We start from the raw sequence: 16,976 nt of genomic DNA, 5'->3' as shown, positions 1-16,976 counted from the left end.
CAATGGACATTGCGGTTGCTAAATGATTAATCTATTAATGTTTGATAAGGTTACAGTTTATTTGTAATAAGTGATGTGCAGAAAAATAAACTAAATTCGCTAACTACATTCTCTATGTTGTTAAAACTGCGACAGCACTTTCTTATGTATCTCAAATAATATCGTATTGACTATTAGATTTATATGGTATTATATTACATTATAAGAAATAAATATAAGTTTTTATAGTGAGAGAAAGTTCAATTTGTTTTTTAAAATCCGAAATATTTTAGAGGTGATATTATGAACAAATTTAAAAAAATTATCGTTATGTCAATTGCAATTATGTTATTTGTGGGAGGGTATTTTATCTACCACTCAATAAATGAAGAATCTACTATTAGTAGTAAAGTTATTAACAGTAATGAGACTGTTGCCCCTGAACCAATTTCGAATGAAAGAATGATAGAAAATATTACTGCTTTTACGAAGTTATTCGGATACATACAATATTTTCACCCGAGTGATGAGGTTACTCAAATTGATTGGAATAATTTTGCTATTTACGGTGTGAAAGAAGTGAAAGATGCAAGAAATGATAAAGAATTAAAAGAGGCATTGTTAGAATTATTTACACCAATTGCTCCTACTTTAATTATATTTGAGAATTCCGAGAAAGCTAATGTCATATTACCAGAAGTTCCTGATAATAAGGAACAATTAGAAACAGTAGCATGGGGACATACAGGATTAGGAACAGGAGACTGGGAAGGATATTCATCTGAACGTTTCTACGCAAATTATTCAGAGCAATTATTAGTATTCAATAAAGAACTTACTTATGGATCAACAATTACAAAATCCTTATCTTCAAACTTACAATGTACTTTTCCTCTAGTGTTATTAGCAGATAACAAAAAAACAGTGGGAACTACAAGGAGTAGTTTGATAGAATTTTCAGAATTGGAAGGGAAACTAATAGATTTTAATTACTCATTTAGAGATACCAAGTTAGCAGCAGTAGTTGCTGCTTGGAATGCTATCCAGCATTTTTACCCTTACTTTGATGTCATAGAGGTAGATTGGAATCAACAACTTGAAGAAACACTTATGAAGACCCTCAGTATAAATAATACTGAAAATTTAGTGAGGGAATTGAAGTTAATGTTAGAAAAGCTTCAAGATGGACATGCCTATGTGTCTAAGATTGGTGTACATAATTCCTATCTACCATTTGCTGTAGATTTCTTAGAAGATCAGCTTATTGTAAGTAATGTCTCCACCGAAAGTGAACTACAAGTAGGAGATATTGTTATTTCTATAAATAATCGAGATGTAATCGATGTACTATTAGAACAAGAATCATTAATTTCAGGATCAAGTCGTTATAAAAGAGAGCGTGCCCTGCAGGAAATTTTATGGAGAGAAGAAGGCAGTACATCTACTGCTACTATAGAGGTTAATAGAAATGGTGATATTATACAACTACAGGAAGTGTATTCTAATATTATGGTAGATAAATATATTAGGCCTATAGGCGTAACAGAGTTTGAGGAAGATATTTTTTACGTAAATATGAATAATCTTAAACTAGAAGAAATCAACCCAAAAGTTGATGAATTAGCTATGGCAAAGGGGATTGTTTTTGATCTGAGAGGATATCCAGATAATTCTTCTTCTGTACCTATTCTTCAACATATTACAGATCAACCAATTGAATCTCAGAAATGGATGAGACCACAATACATATATCCTGATAGAGAAATGGTTGCTGGCTACAGTGAAGAGTACCGATGGTACTTTGAGCCGTTAGAACCTAGATTTAAAGGAGAAATTGTCTTTCTTACTGACGGTAGCGCAATTAGCTTCGCAGAGTCAATTATGAGTATCGTTAAGTATTACGATTTAGGTGAAATCATTGGTCAATCTACAGCTGGTTCAAATGGAAATATAAACATATTAGAAATACCAGGTAATATAGTAATTGGTTGGACTGGGATGAAGGTACTAAAACATGATAACTCTCAGCATCATTTAATTGGTATTCAGCCGACTATACCATTAGAACGCACAACTAATGGTATAAAAGAAGGTAAAGATGAATATATAGAAAAAGCTTTAGAGGTTATTAAACAACAATGATAAGCACTAAAGCAAATCGAGTAAAAGATGGAAGCGAGCTAGCTTCGGCTATAATTTCACACTAATGATAAAAATTTATTAAAACGATAAACAAGTTATTAGATTAAATTTTATTAGGGGCTCACTAATTGGAGGAGGAAACATAACGATTAATGAGTCTATAGTTTATTAGACTAATGTCCAACCTAGATTATTATTCAACAAAATGGCGCAAATCTGTAATAAAGATTAGCGTCTTGTTCACTTAAGGGATATTTAATTGAATAAGACTACTTAAAAAAAGTCGATTTTCCTATGTTGAGGAAATCGACTTTTTTTTTAGATTGAGGTTTGCCCAGTATGTTCCTTCGATTAAATTTTGTTGACTATTCAGTTGGACTGTAATATATTATTATAAAGTCAAACTATATAGTTGAACTTAATGGAGGGAAGATATGAAACATCAATTATTACCATTGTCTGAAACGATGCACTATATTTTATTAGCTCTGCGCGAGCCACTTCATGGCTATGCTGTTATGCAAAAAATCGAGGAAATGAGCAATGGAACCGTTATTTTAGCAGCTGGTACATTATACGGAGCGATTGAAAATTTGAATAAGCATGGGTGGATTGAACCTATTAAAGAGTCAGGTCGAAAAAAAGTTTATATGATAACTGCGGAAGGAAGCACCATTTTAGAAATGGAGCAAACCAGGTTATTGCATATTTTATCCCTATATGAAGGAAGTGAATCGAATGAAAAAGTGTAAAGTGTTTTTTGATATTGAAAAAGAGGAGGAATGGCTAAACGAGCAATTACAAAAAGGTTATCGATGTACAAAGGTTAGTAGGTTAGGAATATATACTTTCGAAAAAACCGATAAGAGATATGTAATGCGACTGGATTATCAAAAAAATTTATCAAAGAAAAAGTTCAAAGATTACAAAGGGATATATGAAGACTTCGGTTGGTTTTATATAAATGGCTCCTGGATTGGTGGAATTCGATATTGGCAAAAAGAAGATGATGATCATAATGAAATCTTCTCGGATCGCCAATCAAAGAGTAATTATTATAAAAGATTGATGGGTTATTCATTTGTGTTGGGTATACTGTTATTGGCATTTACTTATATGAACAATGATTCGGGAGTATATTTGACTGAAGGTCTTTGGAGTATGAAAGGTGAATTATTTTGGAAAGCATTTTTATTTGAGACTCCATTTGTCCTTTTTAGATTTCTTCCAGCACTTATGGTTGTATTTATAGGAAGAAGTTTCTATAAAGCTTATAGAAAGTATTCAAAGTTAAAAGAAATCTAATAAACGAGGGTTTTGTTTCGTAAACTTTGTTGCTATTGTTATAGTCTTCAACAATATGGCGCAAGAAGTGTGTAAAGCTATCTGGAATACCTTAAGGATAGTTACCTATTAAGGAAACACAAGTGATACTGAGGTGATGATAGGTGGAATTTAAAAAGAAGTGGGATGAACTATCCTTCGGAGAAAAACGGGGATACATTAGAGTAATAAGGGCTATCTCATACCTTATAATAGCAATTATACTATGGGTTATTGTGGCTCTTATTAACTAAATATATTAGAAATTCAGTCGAATAAGTCCTGTATTAAGGATAATTTCTCTAAATATCAGAAAATCGGCAAGCTATATGGATGCCAGTCCAAGAAATAAATAAAGTTATAAATAGTATATACTAAAAAAACTTTTAGAAAGTAGTGATCATATGAATACTTATTTATTTGTAATGACAATGGTATGCTTCATGTGTATGATGGTAGCACTTGCAGCAGATGAGTTTGATCTTTCGTCTAATATACCATTCTTTGGAAATGTATCTGAAGTTGATGAGTTTTCAATTCCACTCTTTTAATGACTCTATAATTTTGAGCATATTTTTAACAGCCATAAGTGATAGGTTAAATAAATCATTTTTACGCAACTTAATGATTAATGAGTCGAATAGTTCTAAGGCTACATGACAATATTATTCAACAATATGGCGCGATGATATTAATATCATCGCCTATTTTGATTAGTAAAAACTAAGTAGATTAAAAAACATTGGTGTTATAAGGTGAAGATTCAGGGAAGAAAGGACAACATATCCCTAAATATACTGTTTTTACTACTTTCAGCTATAATAGATTTAAAGAAAAGTTAAATAGAGGGCGTGCTTAAATTTGATAAAGATTAATAATTATAAAAGATTGCTAATTGGAATTAGTTGTTTTATTTTTCTTACAGGTTGTGGATTTCAGAGCGAAAATACTAACCAATTGAAACCTATGTACTCAATTGCCGAAGAAAACAAAGATTCAAAATCTAATCCAATACAAACTATTATTAAAAAATTGGAAGGTGAAAATAAAGGGGAAGAGAATTTCCTGTTTTACAATGAAGCTGATGAATCGAAGATGGTTACATTAACTTTTTATGAAAATTATAATGAAGAGCCTATTATCAATGCTACTTTATATCAAGATGGCAATCTTGTTTCTAATAATGTTCGTATCATAGATACTTCCATTCATGATGGTGGACTGTTCACGATAGAATTAGAAGAGTATATACCAACATTTAACCAAATTAAACTAGAGACGAGTCAAGGAAACATACTTTTAATAAAAACAGGTCAATATAGTTTTGAAAAAGTGAATATAAAAAACACAATAACGGACAGTGAACGTTGGTACATAGAAAGTTATAATACAGGTGAAAAAGGCACGTATTTCACATTTAATGGTACTTATGTTCGTGCTAAAGAGGGTTCTAGCAAGTATGAAATCCTTTTACCTAAATCAAGTGAGAAGTTCGAGATAGTAGAAGACCATACTCAGAAAGAAAAAGAAAAAAAACTTGAATTAACCTTAAAATCTGATAGTCAAAGAAAATTTGATCATCAAGCTTCTTATGAAATAATGATAATTCAAAAAAACGAACAGAATCAGCAATATGTTATGAATACAATTTCTGTAGATATAGAGCCTAATTAATATTTCTTGGCCCAAGCATAAAATCTATTGTAGTACTAGTTATTCCCTTTCATCATGTGTTAATCTTCCACAATATGGCGCAAGAGTGTAGTTAAGGCTATCCTGACTACCTTAAGAATAATATTAATTAAAAATGGGTCAATCAGGTAGCTGGTTGACCTCTTAATATGAACTGGTGCTAAATTGAAAAATTATAAGCGCTTTTTTCCATTTTGGGCAAGATTTCTGAAGATCATAATATTTGTTTGTCTAGGGATAATTTAGTGTACTCATTTGACTTTAGGGTTACTAGATTTATTTAGTGAAAAATTTAATGTCCAATCTAAGAAAGGGTCATGATCATATTATCAGAGAGTACGCCCATGTTGTGGAAGTACAGAAAAAATCCTCCCTGATTATACGCTAAAGGAGGAAAAGGCAGGGAGGAGAGAGTGATTATAAAGTGTATTTTATTTAATGTAAGTTATTGAATTATGCTTGTACTAGTTCAAAAGATTAGGAAGTTTACTGGAAATTACTAAAAAGTATTTATGTATGTTAAGATTAATATAGATATATAACATACCTATATTAAAGGTGATTATTATCCTACCGTTGTTTTTTATCCTTTTCTTTCATATCTTCACTTTCTACTTCTAAACTTATTCCTTTTATAAATAAAGTGTAGCAATACTCAAAATTCTGTCTGCGAATTTCTTCTTGGCTGATAAATGCATCTTATGTTATATAAAGGAATTGTGGGGTTCAATGACAATAAATCTAAATGTCATATTGAGCTTTCCCACATGATAAATGTCTTTTTTTAATTAAATCCCCGTACATTCACTTGATATAAAACCTACTTACTAATAACGATCTAAATCTGTGTTTTTTATGACTTTGAGTAATAACGAAGTAGTAATTATAAATTACGATCAAGTATGAACAGGGAGATGTAAATAATGCGAAAGTATCGACTGTTTAGAGTTTACGTATGGTACAAAGATAAAGATGGCTGGATGGCTGAAGGAAAATGGGATGACAATAAAATGGGGTCATTACGTATGACAGGGACTATCAAATATTCTGGGAGTGGTACTAGTCTACCGAAAGCAATTGACGAAGTTCTAGCCGTTGCTAGACAAATGGGTATTGAGGAACGGAAAGACATGTGGTTAAGCTATCACGAAATATACGAAGGGAATTACCGATCTATATTTTTTCCTTCTGCAGGATATAAAAATGTCATCAGGAAAGAAGCTTATAAACGTGGGTGGACATCATATAACGATTGAACAAGAAAAAAGTATATGTGTTAGGAATGTTAAACGCAAATTGTTTTTAATGATGATCAATATGAAAATATTATTCAACAATATGGCGCAAGAGGTTAGTAAAGGCTATGTAGACTCTCTTTAGGATAGTGTTACCTATTAAGAAAACACAAGTGATAATATGATACCAATTAACAAAACTAGGTAATTTCAATTATTGAATGAACAATAATATTAATTTTTTCAACTGGATGGTGAAGCTAATGGATATGGATTTGTTCCCTGACAATCATGATTTAATTGACATCTTCGAATGTGAACCAGTTTTACTAGATGAAAATGATGATATTCCTTGGTTTTACAATAAACTTCGATTTGTTTTAAAGAGGCATGATAATATACTTGAATTTGAGATTAGCCCTTCTATAAGTCAAATAAATCTAAGGTGGAAAAACAATAACCAATTACTTATCTCATTAACTTTAGAAGATGTAAAAGGTTTGTTAATTGAGAAAAAAGGTGGATATGAGTTATTTCGTGTAATTTTTGAAGAAAGAGTAGTTAACGATCTAATCATTACTACTAAACCTCATATTACATTGGAATGGGGGACTAATAGAAATATTTGAATGGATAGGTCAAATAATTTACTTTTATAGAGCTTAAAAATTCAGTAGAGAAAGCTGGCGGAAACTCTTCGCCACCTGTATAGTAACCAAATAGTTATTGAGTCTATTAGTTTTTACTAGTGTTAAACATAAAATCGTTACTCCACAATAATGGCGCATATCTGAAATATAGATATGTGCCATTATTCATTTTAAGGCCATATTGTTGAAGATCAACCTTCATTAAAACAAGTGAATTAAAGAGTCTTAATCTCTAAGTTATTATTTACTTACAATAATCCCTTTCATATGGTAAATTAATGAATATAAGTTTGATATTGTAAAAGTATTTATAATTTATATTATATGGGAAAAGCGAGGGTAAATTATTTTGAAGAAAACGTTAGTAGTTATTTTATCATTAATGTTGTTACTTCCATCTACATCTGTATTTGCAGCTGGAGACCAGCCAAGTGCTTGGTCGAAAGATACGATTCAACGAGGCATTGATCTAGGAATTGTTCCAGAAAGATTGCAATCTAATTACGCTGACCCAATTACTCGAGAGGAGTTTGCGGAGCTACTAGTTAACGTGGCTTTTAAAAAGTTAGAAATGGTCGAAAGGTCATATGAATGGACAAAGGAAATGGTACTTGAAAAAGTTACGATTGATCAACCTTTTGAAGATACAGATTTAGACCATGTCAAGCTTGCCTATATTATAGGGAGTGTGAATGGTACATCTGATACGACCTTTTCACCAGATACTTATATCACACGTGAGCAAGCTGCACAAATGTTGATGAATACAATACATAAATCAAGTATTTTATTATACGCTACAAAAGAAGAAATGGGTTACTCGGATTATAATCAAATAGGTGAGTGGGCGAAGCCAGCTGTTAGTGCTGCCTACACTTTGGGGCTTATGCAAGGGTATAACGGTCAATTTATGCCACGAAAGCATATTACGAGAGAGCAAGCGATTGTAACGATAATAAGAGTGCTCGATTATGCTAAGTATATAACGTTGCAGCTAAGGGGAGATATCACCGCTTATGCTTGGTTTGATGATTTGACATATAATGTCGGAAAAGACTATGTGTATGTATCATATGAGGATAAGGGAGAGTTAAGCCATTCGAATAAAGAATTAAGGAACATTTGGTTTCGAACACCACTTACTTCAAGTGCAAGCTATGATCATGAGCAAGCGATTTTCTTATATGCATTCCATAGTAATCTACTAAACACGTACTATACATGGATTTCACAAGCTGCACTAAAAGGAGAAGGAGCAAAAGTAGATTATGGCTATATGATAGTCGAAACATTCACAGAAGATTATATACTGAAATTTACATTGAAAGACAATCCAGGATATTTTAATGCATTAGCAGGACATGTATATGGATACCCAAAAGTAGAAATAGATCCAAAACCAATAAACTAATCTTTATATGGTATATGTCACCCCTTTATAATGTACTGATCTTCCACAATATGGCGCTAATCTGTAACAAGGATTAGTGCTTTTCTTCATCTTATGGCCATATTGTTGAGGAATAGCTACCGATTTTACAGAAGCTATATTAGTTTAAGTTTAGTGGTAATGAACCACACATAAATAACAGCGATTTTTTTAAAATTGCTTATCTATAAACAAAAAGAAGACGAGTTTCCATTAAGGAAATCTCGTCTTTTATTTGAATTCTAGAAATTAACAACCAATCGCCAATATTTTTGAAAAGTTAATTGTAAAAACTCCATACAATTCTTCTCTGGGTATTGATTAAGATATTTTATGACTCCGTCGGTATTCGCAATGAAGCTGTACAAGAAGTAATCACGATCTGGAACATTGATTATCTCAAGTCGAATGGCTTCATCAATTTTATCAATTATAAATTTTGTTTTCTCAAGTATATGATCTTGGGTACAGTTTCTGATGGTAGGTGTATTAGAGAACATCTCAAGAAAAAGCTTCTTTTTTGGATTGAGAATTGACCATTGAATTGATGTATACCAGTGTTTCCAGAGAAATTCTCTGAATTGCTCAGTCCCTTTAGTGTTTTCTATTATGCTCTGAGTTAACTCATCCTTAATAGTATAATATAGTTCCTGTACAATCTCTTCTTTGTTAGAAAAATGATGATATAGTGCACCGTTTGATATATTTGCAGCTTCAAGGATTAATTTTGTTGAAGTTGCCTGGAAACCTTTATTAATAAAAAGATCTAAGGAAACCTTTAGAATCAGATCTTTGGTTTTCATATCTGTCCCTCCTTTATCCTACAGAGTTCCTCATGATATTAATTATATTATAATAGCACATTACATAATAATATTATCGTAAGTAAGAAAATGTCAATATAAAAACAGAGAATCACTCTAATTTCTTTTTAAAAATTATTGACACTAGAGAAAAGAACTGATATATTTTTCATTAACAGAGAGATACTCTTTTATTAATTTATAAAACAGGTATAAATACAAAATGAAGTAATAAACACAGAGTATGTATCTGTTTGTAACATAAATATGACCAGATAATCATTCTGGTTGTGAACTGATGTTATCAATCAACAAAAAAAGGAGAATGAAAATGAAATCAGGAATAAATAAAGTAACTTTTATAAGCCAAGGTGTGAATTTATCAGGATTACTATTTACACCAGAAAACTTTGATGAGAGCAAGATGTATCCAACTATTGTATTTTCAGGTCCTTTTAATCAAATTAAAGAGCAAATGGGCAGCGAGTATGGTAAGGCTTTTGCTGAAACAGGTTACGTATTTCTTGCATTTGACCATGTGGGTTATGGTGATAGTGAAGGTGAAATCAGAAATTTCGAAAATGGGGAGTGGAAAAAAGAAGGTATCCGTGATGCCATTAGTTATTTAAGAACGCTCGCGTTTGTAGATAAAGATAGATTATTTGGTATCGGTGGTTGTGCAAGTGGTGGTTATATGCCATTGGTTGCAGTAACTGATAAGAGACTAAAAGCCATTGCAACAGTTAGTGGTATGAACAACAATACTTTATCGTATTTTGAGTCTATGTCAAAAGAACAAATGATTCAAATGCTAACTATTGCTAATGAAGCTCGTCAACGTATGTATGAAACTGGTCAAATAGAATATATTGATGCATTAGGATATGAAGGTATTGATCCAATAACTTTACCAGAAGGAGCAAGTAGAGAAGGTTATGACTATTATATGACAGAGCGAGCTGGCACAGCAAAATATCCAAATTACTCTCATAGATCACTAGCCAATATATTAGAATATGCACCATTACTAGATGCTACTTTATTTGCTAAATATATCTATATGCCATTTATTGGTGTGGTTGGTGAACATGCTGATACAGCGATTATGACAAAGAATTTTTATGAAGCAGCTTTAGAACCAAAAGCTTATGTAGAAGTAGAAGGTGCAACTCATGTAAGTTTATATGATAATCAAGAGCACATCAAAGTTGCAGTAGAAAAAATAGATGAGTTCTTTAAAGAACAAGTAAAATAAATTATTTGGGACATAGCATGCTACTATGTTCCTATTTTCTGAACATATTTTATCTGGAGCTGAAATACCGGAAGAAAGTTATCCAGCTGATTAAAGCTCATGCATTATTTTAGATGTAGAAACAGGAAAAAATATCACTTACTACTAAAATATGTTTCATGCAAACTTGCTCGATATGCAAACTTTATGGCTTGTCCAACAAATAAACAATTAAAAATAGAACTGTAGACATCACTCTCCATGTAAACAGTCAAAGCCATAAGAAAATATAAATAGTTCACGATTCTATTCGTTAAACTATAATCTAATATAATGTTATTTCAAAAAACAGGGAAGGAGAGTATGTATACGCTTTTGGTCTTGCGTATATTATACAAGAAAAAGATGAATAATTACGAAAATATTCCAAATTTGGATGGCAAGGTTGCCATTGTCTCTGGAGCAAACAGTGGGACCGGTTATGGCATTACTTACCATTTGGCAAAACACAACTGTAAAGTAATAATGGCTTCCCGAAATGAGAGCAAGTTACAGGATGCTAGAAATCAACTTCTAAAAGAACTCCCTAATGCTGAACTTGAAATTGAGATTGTGGATTTAACTAACTTAGACAGCATCAAGCAGTTCTGTGATCGAATAAAAAGCAACTACAAAAAAATCCACTTCTTAGTCAACAATGCTGGTGGCGGTAATTCCAAGTATTCAAAAACTGCCGATGGTCTTGAATCCACTTTTACGATCAATTACTTAGGCCATTTTGCTGTAACAACGCAACTCCTACCTGTTCTTAAGGATGGAAGCAGAATTGTAACTTTTAGCAGCATCGGCTATAAGAGGTTTTTAAAGAACCATCTTGATGTCGATAATTTGATGTGTGAGAATTCTGCTGACTTCAACCAGATGCAGGAATACTGCAAGGGAAAACTCTGTTCAATCCTTTTTGCAGTGAAACTTCAAAAAGAGTTCGAAAGAATCGGCTTAAAGTCGATGTCCTTATCCTGCCATCCGGGATGGGCCAGAACAAATCTGGCCGCACAAGCAAATACTTTCTTTATGCGTATATTTAATAAATTGTTTAATAGGGTATCAGCTCTGTTAAGAATGAGCCATAGTTTATACAAAGGGGCATTACCTGCTATCGAAGCGCTTATTGCTGATAGCGCTCAGCCTTATAAGGTTTACTCTCCAAGCGCAAAGAACGAAATGACCGGCATTCCCATACCAAGAGAAATTGACCACACACATTATAAAAATGAGGATATTGATAGACTGTGGTTCAAATCTCAGGAACTGGTGGGGATAAAGGTTAGTGACTATTTATAATAGCAACCGTATATTTATCGTATGAAAACATTGGTCAAAGCCAAGCAGTAAATTCAAAAGAGAACAACTTTAGTTTTGAAAAAATCAAAGATAAAATCAAGAGTAAACTAGGTAACCCAGGGGAGAAAAGACAACATAGTACTGAGAACAATATGTAACCTCCCTGTTCCGTTCATGAAAGGAGGGTGACCAGGGAGGTTGGCGGAAGGATCTTATAAAATATGGTATGCCGATAATGAATAATGAGTATGTATTGATGTGCTAGGTAATTTACATCAATTTTACTCTTTTTTGAATTTTAATTGCATCTGGAAAAATAACTTATTCAGCAATATGGCGCGAATAAGGGGGAAGCGTAATTTAACTACAAAATAATAATTATTTTTCTCTCGTCTCGGTAGGTGGTGTACTCTTTTGTGCCTCTTTAATATAGAAGCATTATTTGTCTTTGATATTGCTATCAAACCAAACTGATACTTTTGATAAAATGGAATTATGTTAACTAAGGCTGTATAGACTATACACGAATATCGAAGGTGGCGTGTTTTACTAGAGGGATTAAAAAAGAAGAGAGGTCTACATGATATGATGACCATGTAGATCCATTGGCAAGTATTAAAAGGAGCTTAGTTGGGCATGAAGGCAACAGCATTTGGGCCGGCACCAACAGGAATGGTGGCTATGATTGAGTGCGTCTTCGTGTCAATGGCTGATACAGTATTGCTAGGACTAGGGATTGTGACATAAGCAAGCTTTCCATCTGGTGTGATCGCAATAGCATTTGGATTGGCACCAACAGGTATATTAGCAATGATCGAATGCGTCTTCGTGTCAATGACAGACACGCTATTGTTGAGATTATTTGTGGCATAGGCGATTTTTCCATCTGACGTGATTGCAATAGCAGCACCTGAAGAGGTGCCAGCAGGTACGGTAGCAATGACCGAGTGCGTCTTCGTGTCTATCACAAATATACTATTACTAGGACTAACGGTTGAGACATAAGCAATTTTCCCACCTGGCGTGATCGCGATAGCATTTGGATTGGCACCAACTGGCACAGTAGCAATGACCGAATGCGTCTTCGTGTCTATGGCTGTTACGCTATTGGCGGTGTTATTTGTGACATAGGCGGTTTTTCCATCTGGCGTAAATACGACAGCAACTTCTTGACCAATAGGCATACTCAAAGTAGCAATTACAGAATGAGTTTTCGTATCAATAGCAGATACGCTATTAGTATTCAAGGAATAAGCGAGTTTCCCGTCTGGTGTAAAGGCGACAACCCTTGGCTGTTGCATAACAGGCACAGTAGCAATTGTTATGATCCCCTTATAGTAGACACATACATTAAAGCGCAGTATGCTTGTCTACCATAAGGGGGATTTTTTTGTGGAGAAAGATAGAAAAACTTATGATATTAACTTTAAGAAAAAAGTTGTAGAACAGTACCAAATCAAAAAGAGCTATTCTGCAGTTGCTAGGGAATTTAACATACATCGTAAAAATGTACAACGCTGGGTCAATCATTACAATAATGAAGGAACAAAAGGACTACGGGAAAGGCGAGGAAGAAAAAAAGAGTTTAGTAAAGTCACTCATATTCGCAACGAACATCCAGAACAGAAAATAAAACGATTAGAAGCAGAGAATGAATTTCTAAAAAAGCTCTTATCGATGAAAAAGGGGGAATGAACACACCACCGAATAATAAATATCAGATCATTTATGATTTAGCTCAAATGAATTATTCAATTCAGCTTTTATGCTTTGTGGCGGAAGTATCTAGAAGTGGTTATTACAAGTGGTTAGAACGTGAGACATTTCCTTCGGAAAAGCAAAGAGAGGATAAAGAAATTAAGAAAAAAATAATGGAGTGTCACCGTAAGTATAAAGGTATATATGGTTACAGAAGGATTCAAGTTTGGTTAAAAGTTACATATGAAATTCATATAAACCATAAACGAGTCCAACGATTAATGAAGGATCTGGGTATTAAATCTGTCATTAGGAAGAAACGACCTTATTATGGAAGGAAAGAAGCTTATCTGATTTTAAACAATTATCTAAATAGAGAATTTCATGCTTCTAAACCAAATGAAAAGTGGGTAACTGACATTACCTACTTAATTTTCAATGGCCAGAAATTATATTTGTCTGCCATTATGGATCTCTACAACAACGAAGTTGTGTCATACCAGATAAGTAAAAAGAATGATTATAAACTGGTTATGGATACTCTTCATAAAGCAGTAAAAAAACGGAATGTACAAGGTACTCTTCTTCATAGTGATCAAGGGTACCAATATACATCCCATAATTATAACCAACTACTTAAGAAATACAATATGAAAGTAAGTATGTCTAGAAAAGGTAACTGCTGGGATAATGCAAGTATGGAGAGTTTTTTTAGTCACTTAAAAACTGAATGTTTTAATCTCTTTACTTATAAAAAACCTAAAGAAGTGAAAGAGGCAATAAAACACTATATTTATTTTTATAATCATGAAAGATTTCAAAAGAAACTCAATAACCTGAGTCCAGTTGAATATAAAACACTGATTGCATAAGTGCGCTTATTTTAAATTGTCTACTTGACAGGGAGCAGATCAAATCACATTGTGCGTCTTTGTGTCAATGACAACCACACCATCAAAATCGCTAATTAAAACAAAGGCAAACTTCCCATCTGGTGTAAACTTGATAAAACCAAAAAATGCTCCCCCAGGAGGAGCTACAGGAATTGTAGCAATAACAGCGTGTGTTTTTGTGTCGATGACAGACACGTTTCTACTAAAATCATTTACTACATAAGCAAGTTCCCCATCCGGAGTGAAAGCAAGATCTAAGGTGGTATTCCCTACGAGCACAGTAGCAATGACCGAATGAGTTTTCGTATCAATGACGGATACGGTGTTGGAAGTTCGGTTTAAAACATAAGCAAGCGTCATTAAAACACCCTCTTTTGAGTCAGAGTTTTTTGTGAATTTCTTATTTTTATCTTATGCAAGATAGTGACTTGATAAGAATAAAAAAAATTTCAATAATTGTTATTTTATAAACTAGTTATTAGATTACCAAAAACCATATTTTTTGTAATAGCTTTTTATCATGTTAATAGTCTCTGATTTTATTAAGTTTTGCTATTACCAAAAGTAATTACAAAAAGCATTACCAAATACCTTTACAATTAAACATGAGGTAAAATACAATAAACACAAATAATGGAGAGTGACGTATGATTATTGGATACGCTCGTGTATCTACTGTCGAACAAAATTTAGACCGACAGATTAGTATGCTTTCGGAATATGGCTGTGAAAAAATTGTGAAAGAAAAGTTTACCGGTACTAAAAGATCGTAGGGGATTAAATTAATTGTTTGAGGTGATTAGAAAAGAAGATACGGTTATTGTTGAAAGTATCTCTCGTCTTGGACGTAAAACATTAGATATTCTAACTATTATTCAACATTTTGAAGAGATGGGAGTTCAGTTTGTATTCTTAAAAGAAAATATGGATACAAGAACTTCTACAGGTAAAGCTATGTTCCAAATGATGTGTTTGATTGCAGAATTAGAAAGGAACTTGATTGCTGAAAGAGTAAAAGAAGGCCTTGAGGCAAGTAAAAAGCGTGGAAAACAATTAAGAAGACCGAAGTTAGATAAAGATAAGCTTGATATTGCACTACGAATGTACGATAGTAATGAATATTCCATAAAAGAAATTGTGGATGGGACAGGCATTTCACAAGGGTCGCTCTATCGTGCAATCAATAAAAGAAAGCTTAAAGAAATGAAAGAAATAAAGGGTGGAACTTAATTTTTCACTTTTATTGGTAAGTATCTGACTGATTAGATGAGAAACCACCTAAATAAAACCAAATGTTAGAGGCTCGCTAAAATAGGAGCCTTTTATTTATTATTGGAAAAATTTATAGATGTGGCGGTGGAAAGTCGTTTTGGTTGCCGTACCCCTGTTAAGGATAGTTACCTATTAAGTAAACACAAGTGATATTATGTATCGTATCTTCATAAACCAGATAACTAATTTTAATAAAGCGAAATGTCGATTTTCTTAAATATAATTGTTGCAACGATGAGAGATACTGGTCCTTCACATATATTTTGTTCGCCCATAAGCTGAAAGTATGAGGTGATGAATATGTTATTACGGAATCAAATCGACTCAGTTGCGTATCATCAAAAATATTTTCGTCCATCAAGTTTACCAACTTTAAATTTAAGATTTCAAACTTCGGAGTTCTTCAAGCCCTTTTATAAAAAAACTCATGATCAAATTCAGGTACCCCCAGAATTGATTAAAACTCCTGAAGAAACCCTTCTTAATTATTTTAGTATTTTGCGTGAAGCCGAAAATATGGGCGGGCGAAGCTGTGGAACTATTGGTAATGCACGAGTTCCATTTCCACTTGCTTACAATTTTTTATCGAATAACTATAAAAAAAAGTGAGTTATAAAAACTATCTTGATTTGTTTGCTGGTATTGGGCATACGAGTTTGATCAAGCTTTGTAGGGTCCCCGATCTAAAACGGGGTATAAGATTTTTTTATGAAATTGAAACAATTGAAGGATTTAAAGGCAAGAGAGCCGAATATTTTGGTTATTCTTACGGATTTATTCAACTTGTTCATGAAGAAGAAGGTTACCGAATTTCACATTTGAAGCAGTATCCTGAGGATTTTCTATGCGCCCCGTACCACTTATGGCAACATGACGCGGAATCAGTTGTTAATGTGAAATATGGGCAATGGTGCAAGTTTATTCAGAAAAGATTCCCAACCATAAAAAATGGATATATTAAACATATCTATTTTCACGGCAACGATGGTGCTGATTATTATTTTATATTTTTTATATTAACAAATGGTACTGACATAGAAATTGCACAATTTCGCAAAGTAGGCCTTAAAGAGTGGAATCTGGTGGAAATGAAGCCTGAAGAAGAATGTTTACCAGAAAACAGGGTGCCGTAAAGTATATACTTTTCTTATTTCTGTCCCTGAGTTCTTTTCTTGCACTTAAACGCTGTTACATGGTCTAAGTACCAAGACTCTTGTTATGGGAGCTAAAGTAGTTATATGAAACATAATAGAAATTGTGTTGAACAATTATTTTTCTCATT

17 protein-coding genes and 1 pseudogene are annotated in these 16,976 nt (G+C 33.0%); 15 read left to right on the top strand and 3 right to left on the bottom strand.

The genetic code is table 11. The features are described from left to right. Positions 1 to 282 precede the first annotated feature (282 nt). From V1503_RS05175 to V1503_RS05140, 8 genes are all read left to right on the top strand, one after another. On the top strand, positions 283 to 2,121 hold the full coding sequence (locus V1503_RS05175; protein WP_410625346.1) for a S41 family peptidase: 1,839 nt from the start codon (positions 283 to 285) through the stop codon (positions 2,119 to 2,121). Between the two features lie 434 nt (positions 2,122 to 2,555). Further along, a complete protein-coding gene (locus tag V1503_RS05170; protein ID WP_214484984.1) occupies positions 2,556 to 2,873 on the top strand; it encodes a PadR family transcriptional regulator in 318 nt (105 codons plus the stop codon). Continuing rightward, on the top strand, positions 2,860 to 3,426 hold the full coding sequence (locus V1503_RS05165) for a DUF2812 domain-containing protein (protein ID WP_410625343.1): 567 nt from the start codon (positions 2,860 to 2,862) through the stop codon (positions 3,424 to 3,426). Before V1503_RS05170 ends, V1503_RS05165 begins: the two co-directional genes overlap by 14 nt. Before the next feature lie 422 nt (positions 3,427 to 3,848). Further along, a complete protein-coding gene (locus tag V1503_RS05160; RefSeq protein WP_410625342.1) occupies positions 3,849 to 3,995 on the top strand; it encodes a hypothetical protein in 147 nt (48 codons plus the stop codon). Positions 3,996 to 4,305: 310 nt separating this feature from the next. Next, positions 4,306 to 5,118 carry a hypothetical protein gene (locus V1503_RS05155; RefSeq protein ID WP_410625340.1) on the top strand — a complete coding sequence of 271 codons (813 nt, stop codon included), beginning with the start codon at positions 4,306 to 4,308 and terminating at the stop codon, positions 5,116 to 5,118. A 941-nt stretch (positions 5,119 to 6,059) separates the two neighbouring features. Continuing rightward, positions 6,060 to 6,392, top strand: coding sequence for a hypothetical protein (locus V1503_RS05150; RefSeq protein WP_214484977.1), 333 nt, complete (start codon positions 6,060 to 6,062; stop codon positions 6,390 to 6,392). Positions 6,393 to 6,634: 242 nt separating this feature from the next. Next, complete coding sequence (locus V1503_RS05145) at positions 6,635 to 7,000, top strand: hypothetical protein (protein ID WP_410625337.1); 366 nt, start codon at positions 6,635 to 6,637, stop codon at positions 6,998 to 7,000. Between the two features lie 370 nt (positions 7,001 to 7,370). Beyond that, positions 7,371 to 8,432: an S-layer homology domain-containing protein gene (locus tag V1503_RS05140; RefSeq protein ID WP_410625335.1), complete on the top strand. Its 1,062-nt coding sequence runs from the start codon at positions 7,371 to 7,373 to the stop codon at positions 8,430 to 8,432. Between the two features lie 260 nt (positions 8,433 to 8,692). Here V1503_RS05140 and V1503_RS05135 read toward each other — a convergent pair whose 3' ends face one another. After that, positions 8,693 to 9,253 (bottom strand): TetR/AcrR family transcriptional regulator, encoded by a 561-nt coding sequence (locus V1503_RS05135; RefSeq protein WP_410625334.1) that lies wholly within the window; start codon positions 9,251 to 9,253, stop codon positions 8,693 to 8,695. 331 nt (positions 9,254 to 9,584) lie between these two features. Between V1503_RS05135 and V1503_RS05130 the strand changes: the two genes are divergently transcribed. Together V1503_RS05130 and V1503_RS05125 are read left to right on the top strand one after the other, a co-directional pair. Further along, complete coding sequence (locus V1503_RS05130) at positions 9,585 to 10,508, top strand: alpha/beta hydrolase (protein ID WP_410625332.1); 924 nt, start codon at positions 9,585 to 9,587, stop codon at positions 10,506 to 10,508. Between the two features lie 342 nt (positions 10,509 to 10,850). Further along, positions 10,851 to 11,831, top strand: a complete 981-nt coding sequence (locus V1503_RS05125) for an SDR family NAD(P)-dependent oxidoreductase (RefSeq protein ID WP_410625330.1) — start codon at positions 10,851 to 10,853, stop codon at positions 11,829 to 11,831. A 626-nt stretch (positions 11,832 to 12,457) separates the two neighbouring features. Here V1503_RS05125 and V1503_RS05120 read toward each other — a convergent pair. Next, on the bottom strand, positions 12,458 to 13,132 hold the full coding sequence (locus tag V1503_RS05120) for a YVTN family beta-propeller repeat protein (RefSeq protein WP_410625328.1): 675 nt from the start codon (positions 13,130 to 13,132) through the stop codon (positions 12,458 to 12,460). 91 nt (positions 13,133 to 13,223) lie between these two features. Between V1503_RS05120 and V1503_RS05115 the strand changes: the two genes are divergently transcribed. Both V1503_RS05115 and V1503_RS05110 read left to right on the top strand, forming a co-directional pair. Next, the gene (locus V1503_RS05115) at positions 13,224 to 13,526 is read left to right on the top strand and encodes a helix-turn-helix domain-containing protein (protein WP_410625326.1); all 303 of its coding nucleotides are present in this window, start codon (positions 13,224 to 13,226) and stop codon (positions 13,524 to 13,526) included. Beyond that, positions 13,523 to 14,401: an IS3 family transposase gene (locus tag V1503_RS05110; RefSeq protein ID WP_410625324.1), complete on the top strand. Its 879-nt coding sequence runs from the start codon at positions 13,523 to 13,525 to the stop codon at positions 14,399 to 14,401. The genes V1503_RS05115 and V1503_RS05110 overlap by 4 nt, the downstream gene beginning before the upstream one ends. A 39-nt stretch (positions 14,402 to 14,440) precedes the next feature. Here the strand turns inward: V1503_RS05110 and V1503_RS05105 are convergent, their stop codons facing one another. Next, a complete protein-coding gene (locus tag V1503_RS05105; protein WP_410625322.1) occupies positions 14,441 to 14,782 on the bottom strand; it encodes a YncE family protein in 342 nt (113 codons plus the stop codon). 287 nt (positions 14,783 to 15,069) lie between these two features. Here V1503_RS05105 and V1503_RS05100 point away from each other — a divergent pair. The 3 genes and pseudogenes from V1503_RS05100 to V1503_RS05090 all read left to right on the top strand — a co-directional run bounded on the left by V1503_RS05100 (position 15,070) and on the right by V1503_RS05090 (position 16,827). Beyond that, positions 15,070 to 15,652: pseudogene (locus tag V1503_RS05100) on the top strand (recombinase family protein). Between the two features lie 342 nt (positions 15,653 to 15,994). Continuing rightward, positions 15,995 to 16,303, top strand: a complete 309-nt coding sequence (locus V1503_RS05095; protein ID WP_410625320.1) for a hypothetical protein — start codon at positions 15,995 to 15,997, stop codon at positions 16,301 to 16,303. A gap of 47 nt (positions 16,304 to 16,350) precedes the next feature. Next, positions 16,351 to 16,827 (top strand): hypothetical protein, encoded by a 477-nt coding sequence (locus V1503_RS05090; RefSeq protein WP_410625318.1) that lies wholly within the window; start codon positions 16,351 to 16,353, stop codon positions 16,825 to 16,827. The last annotated feature ends 149 nt before the right edge of the window (positions 16,828 to 16,976 follow it).

Source organism: Nanhaiella sioensis (assembly GCF_046557775.1).
Lineage (GTDB): Bacteria > Bacillota > Bacilli > Bacillales > SM2101 > Nanhaiella > Nanhaiella sioensis.
The sequence above is the reverse complement of the archived record's forward strand: the minus strand, read 5'-3'. Positions and strand labels throughout refer to the sequence as shown.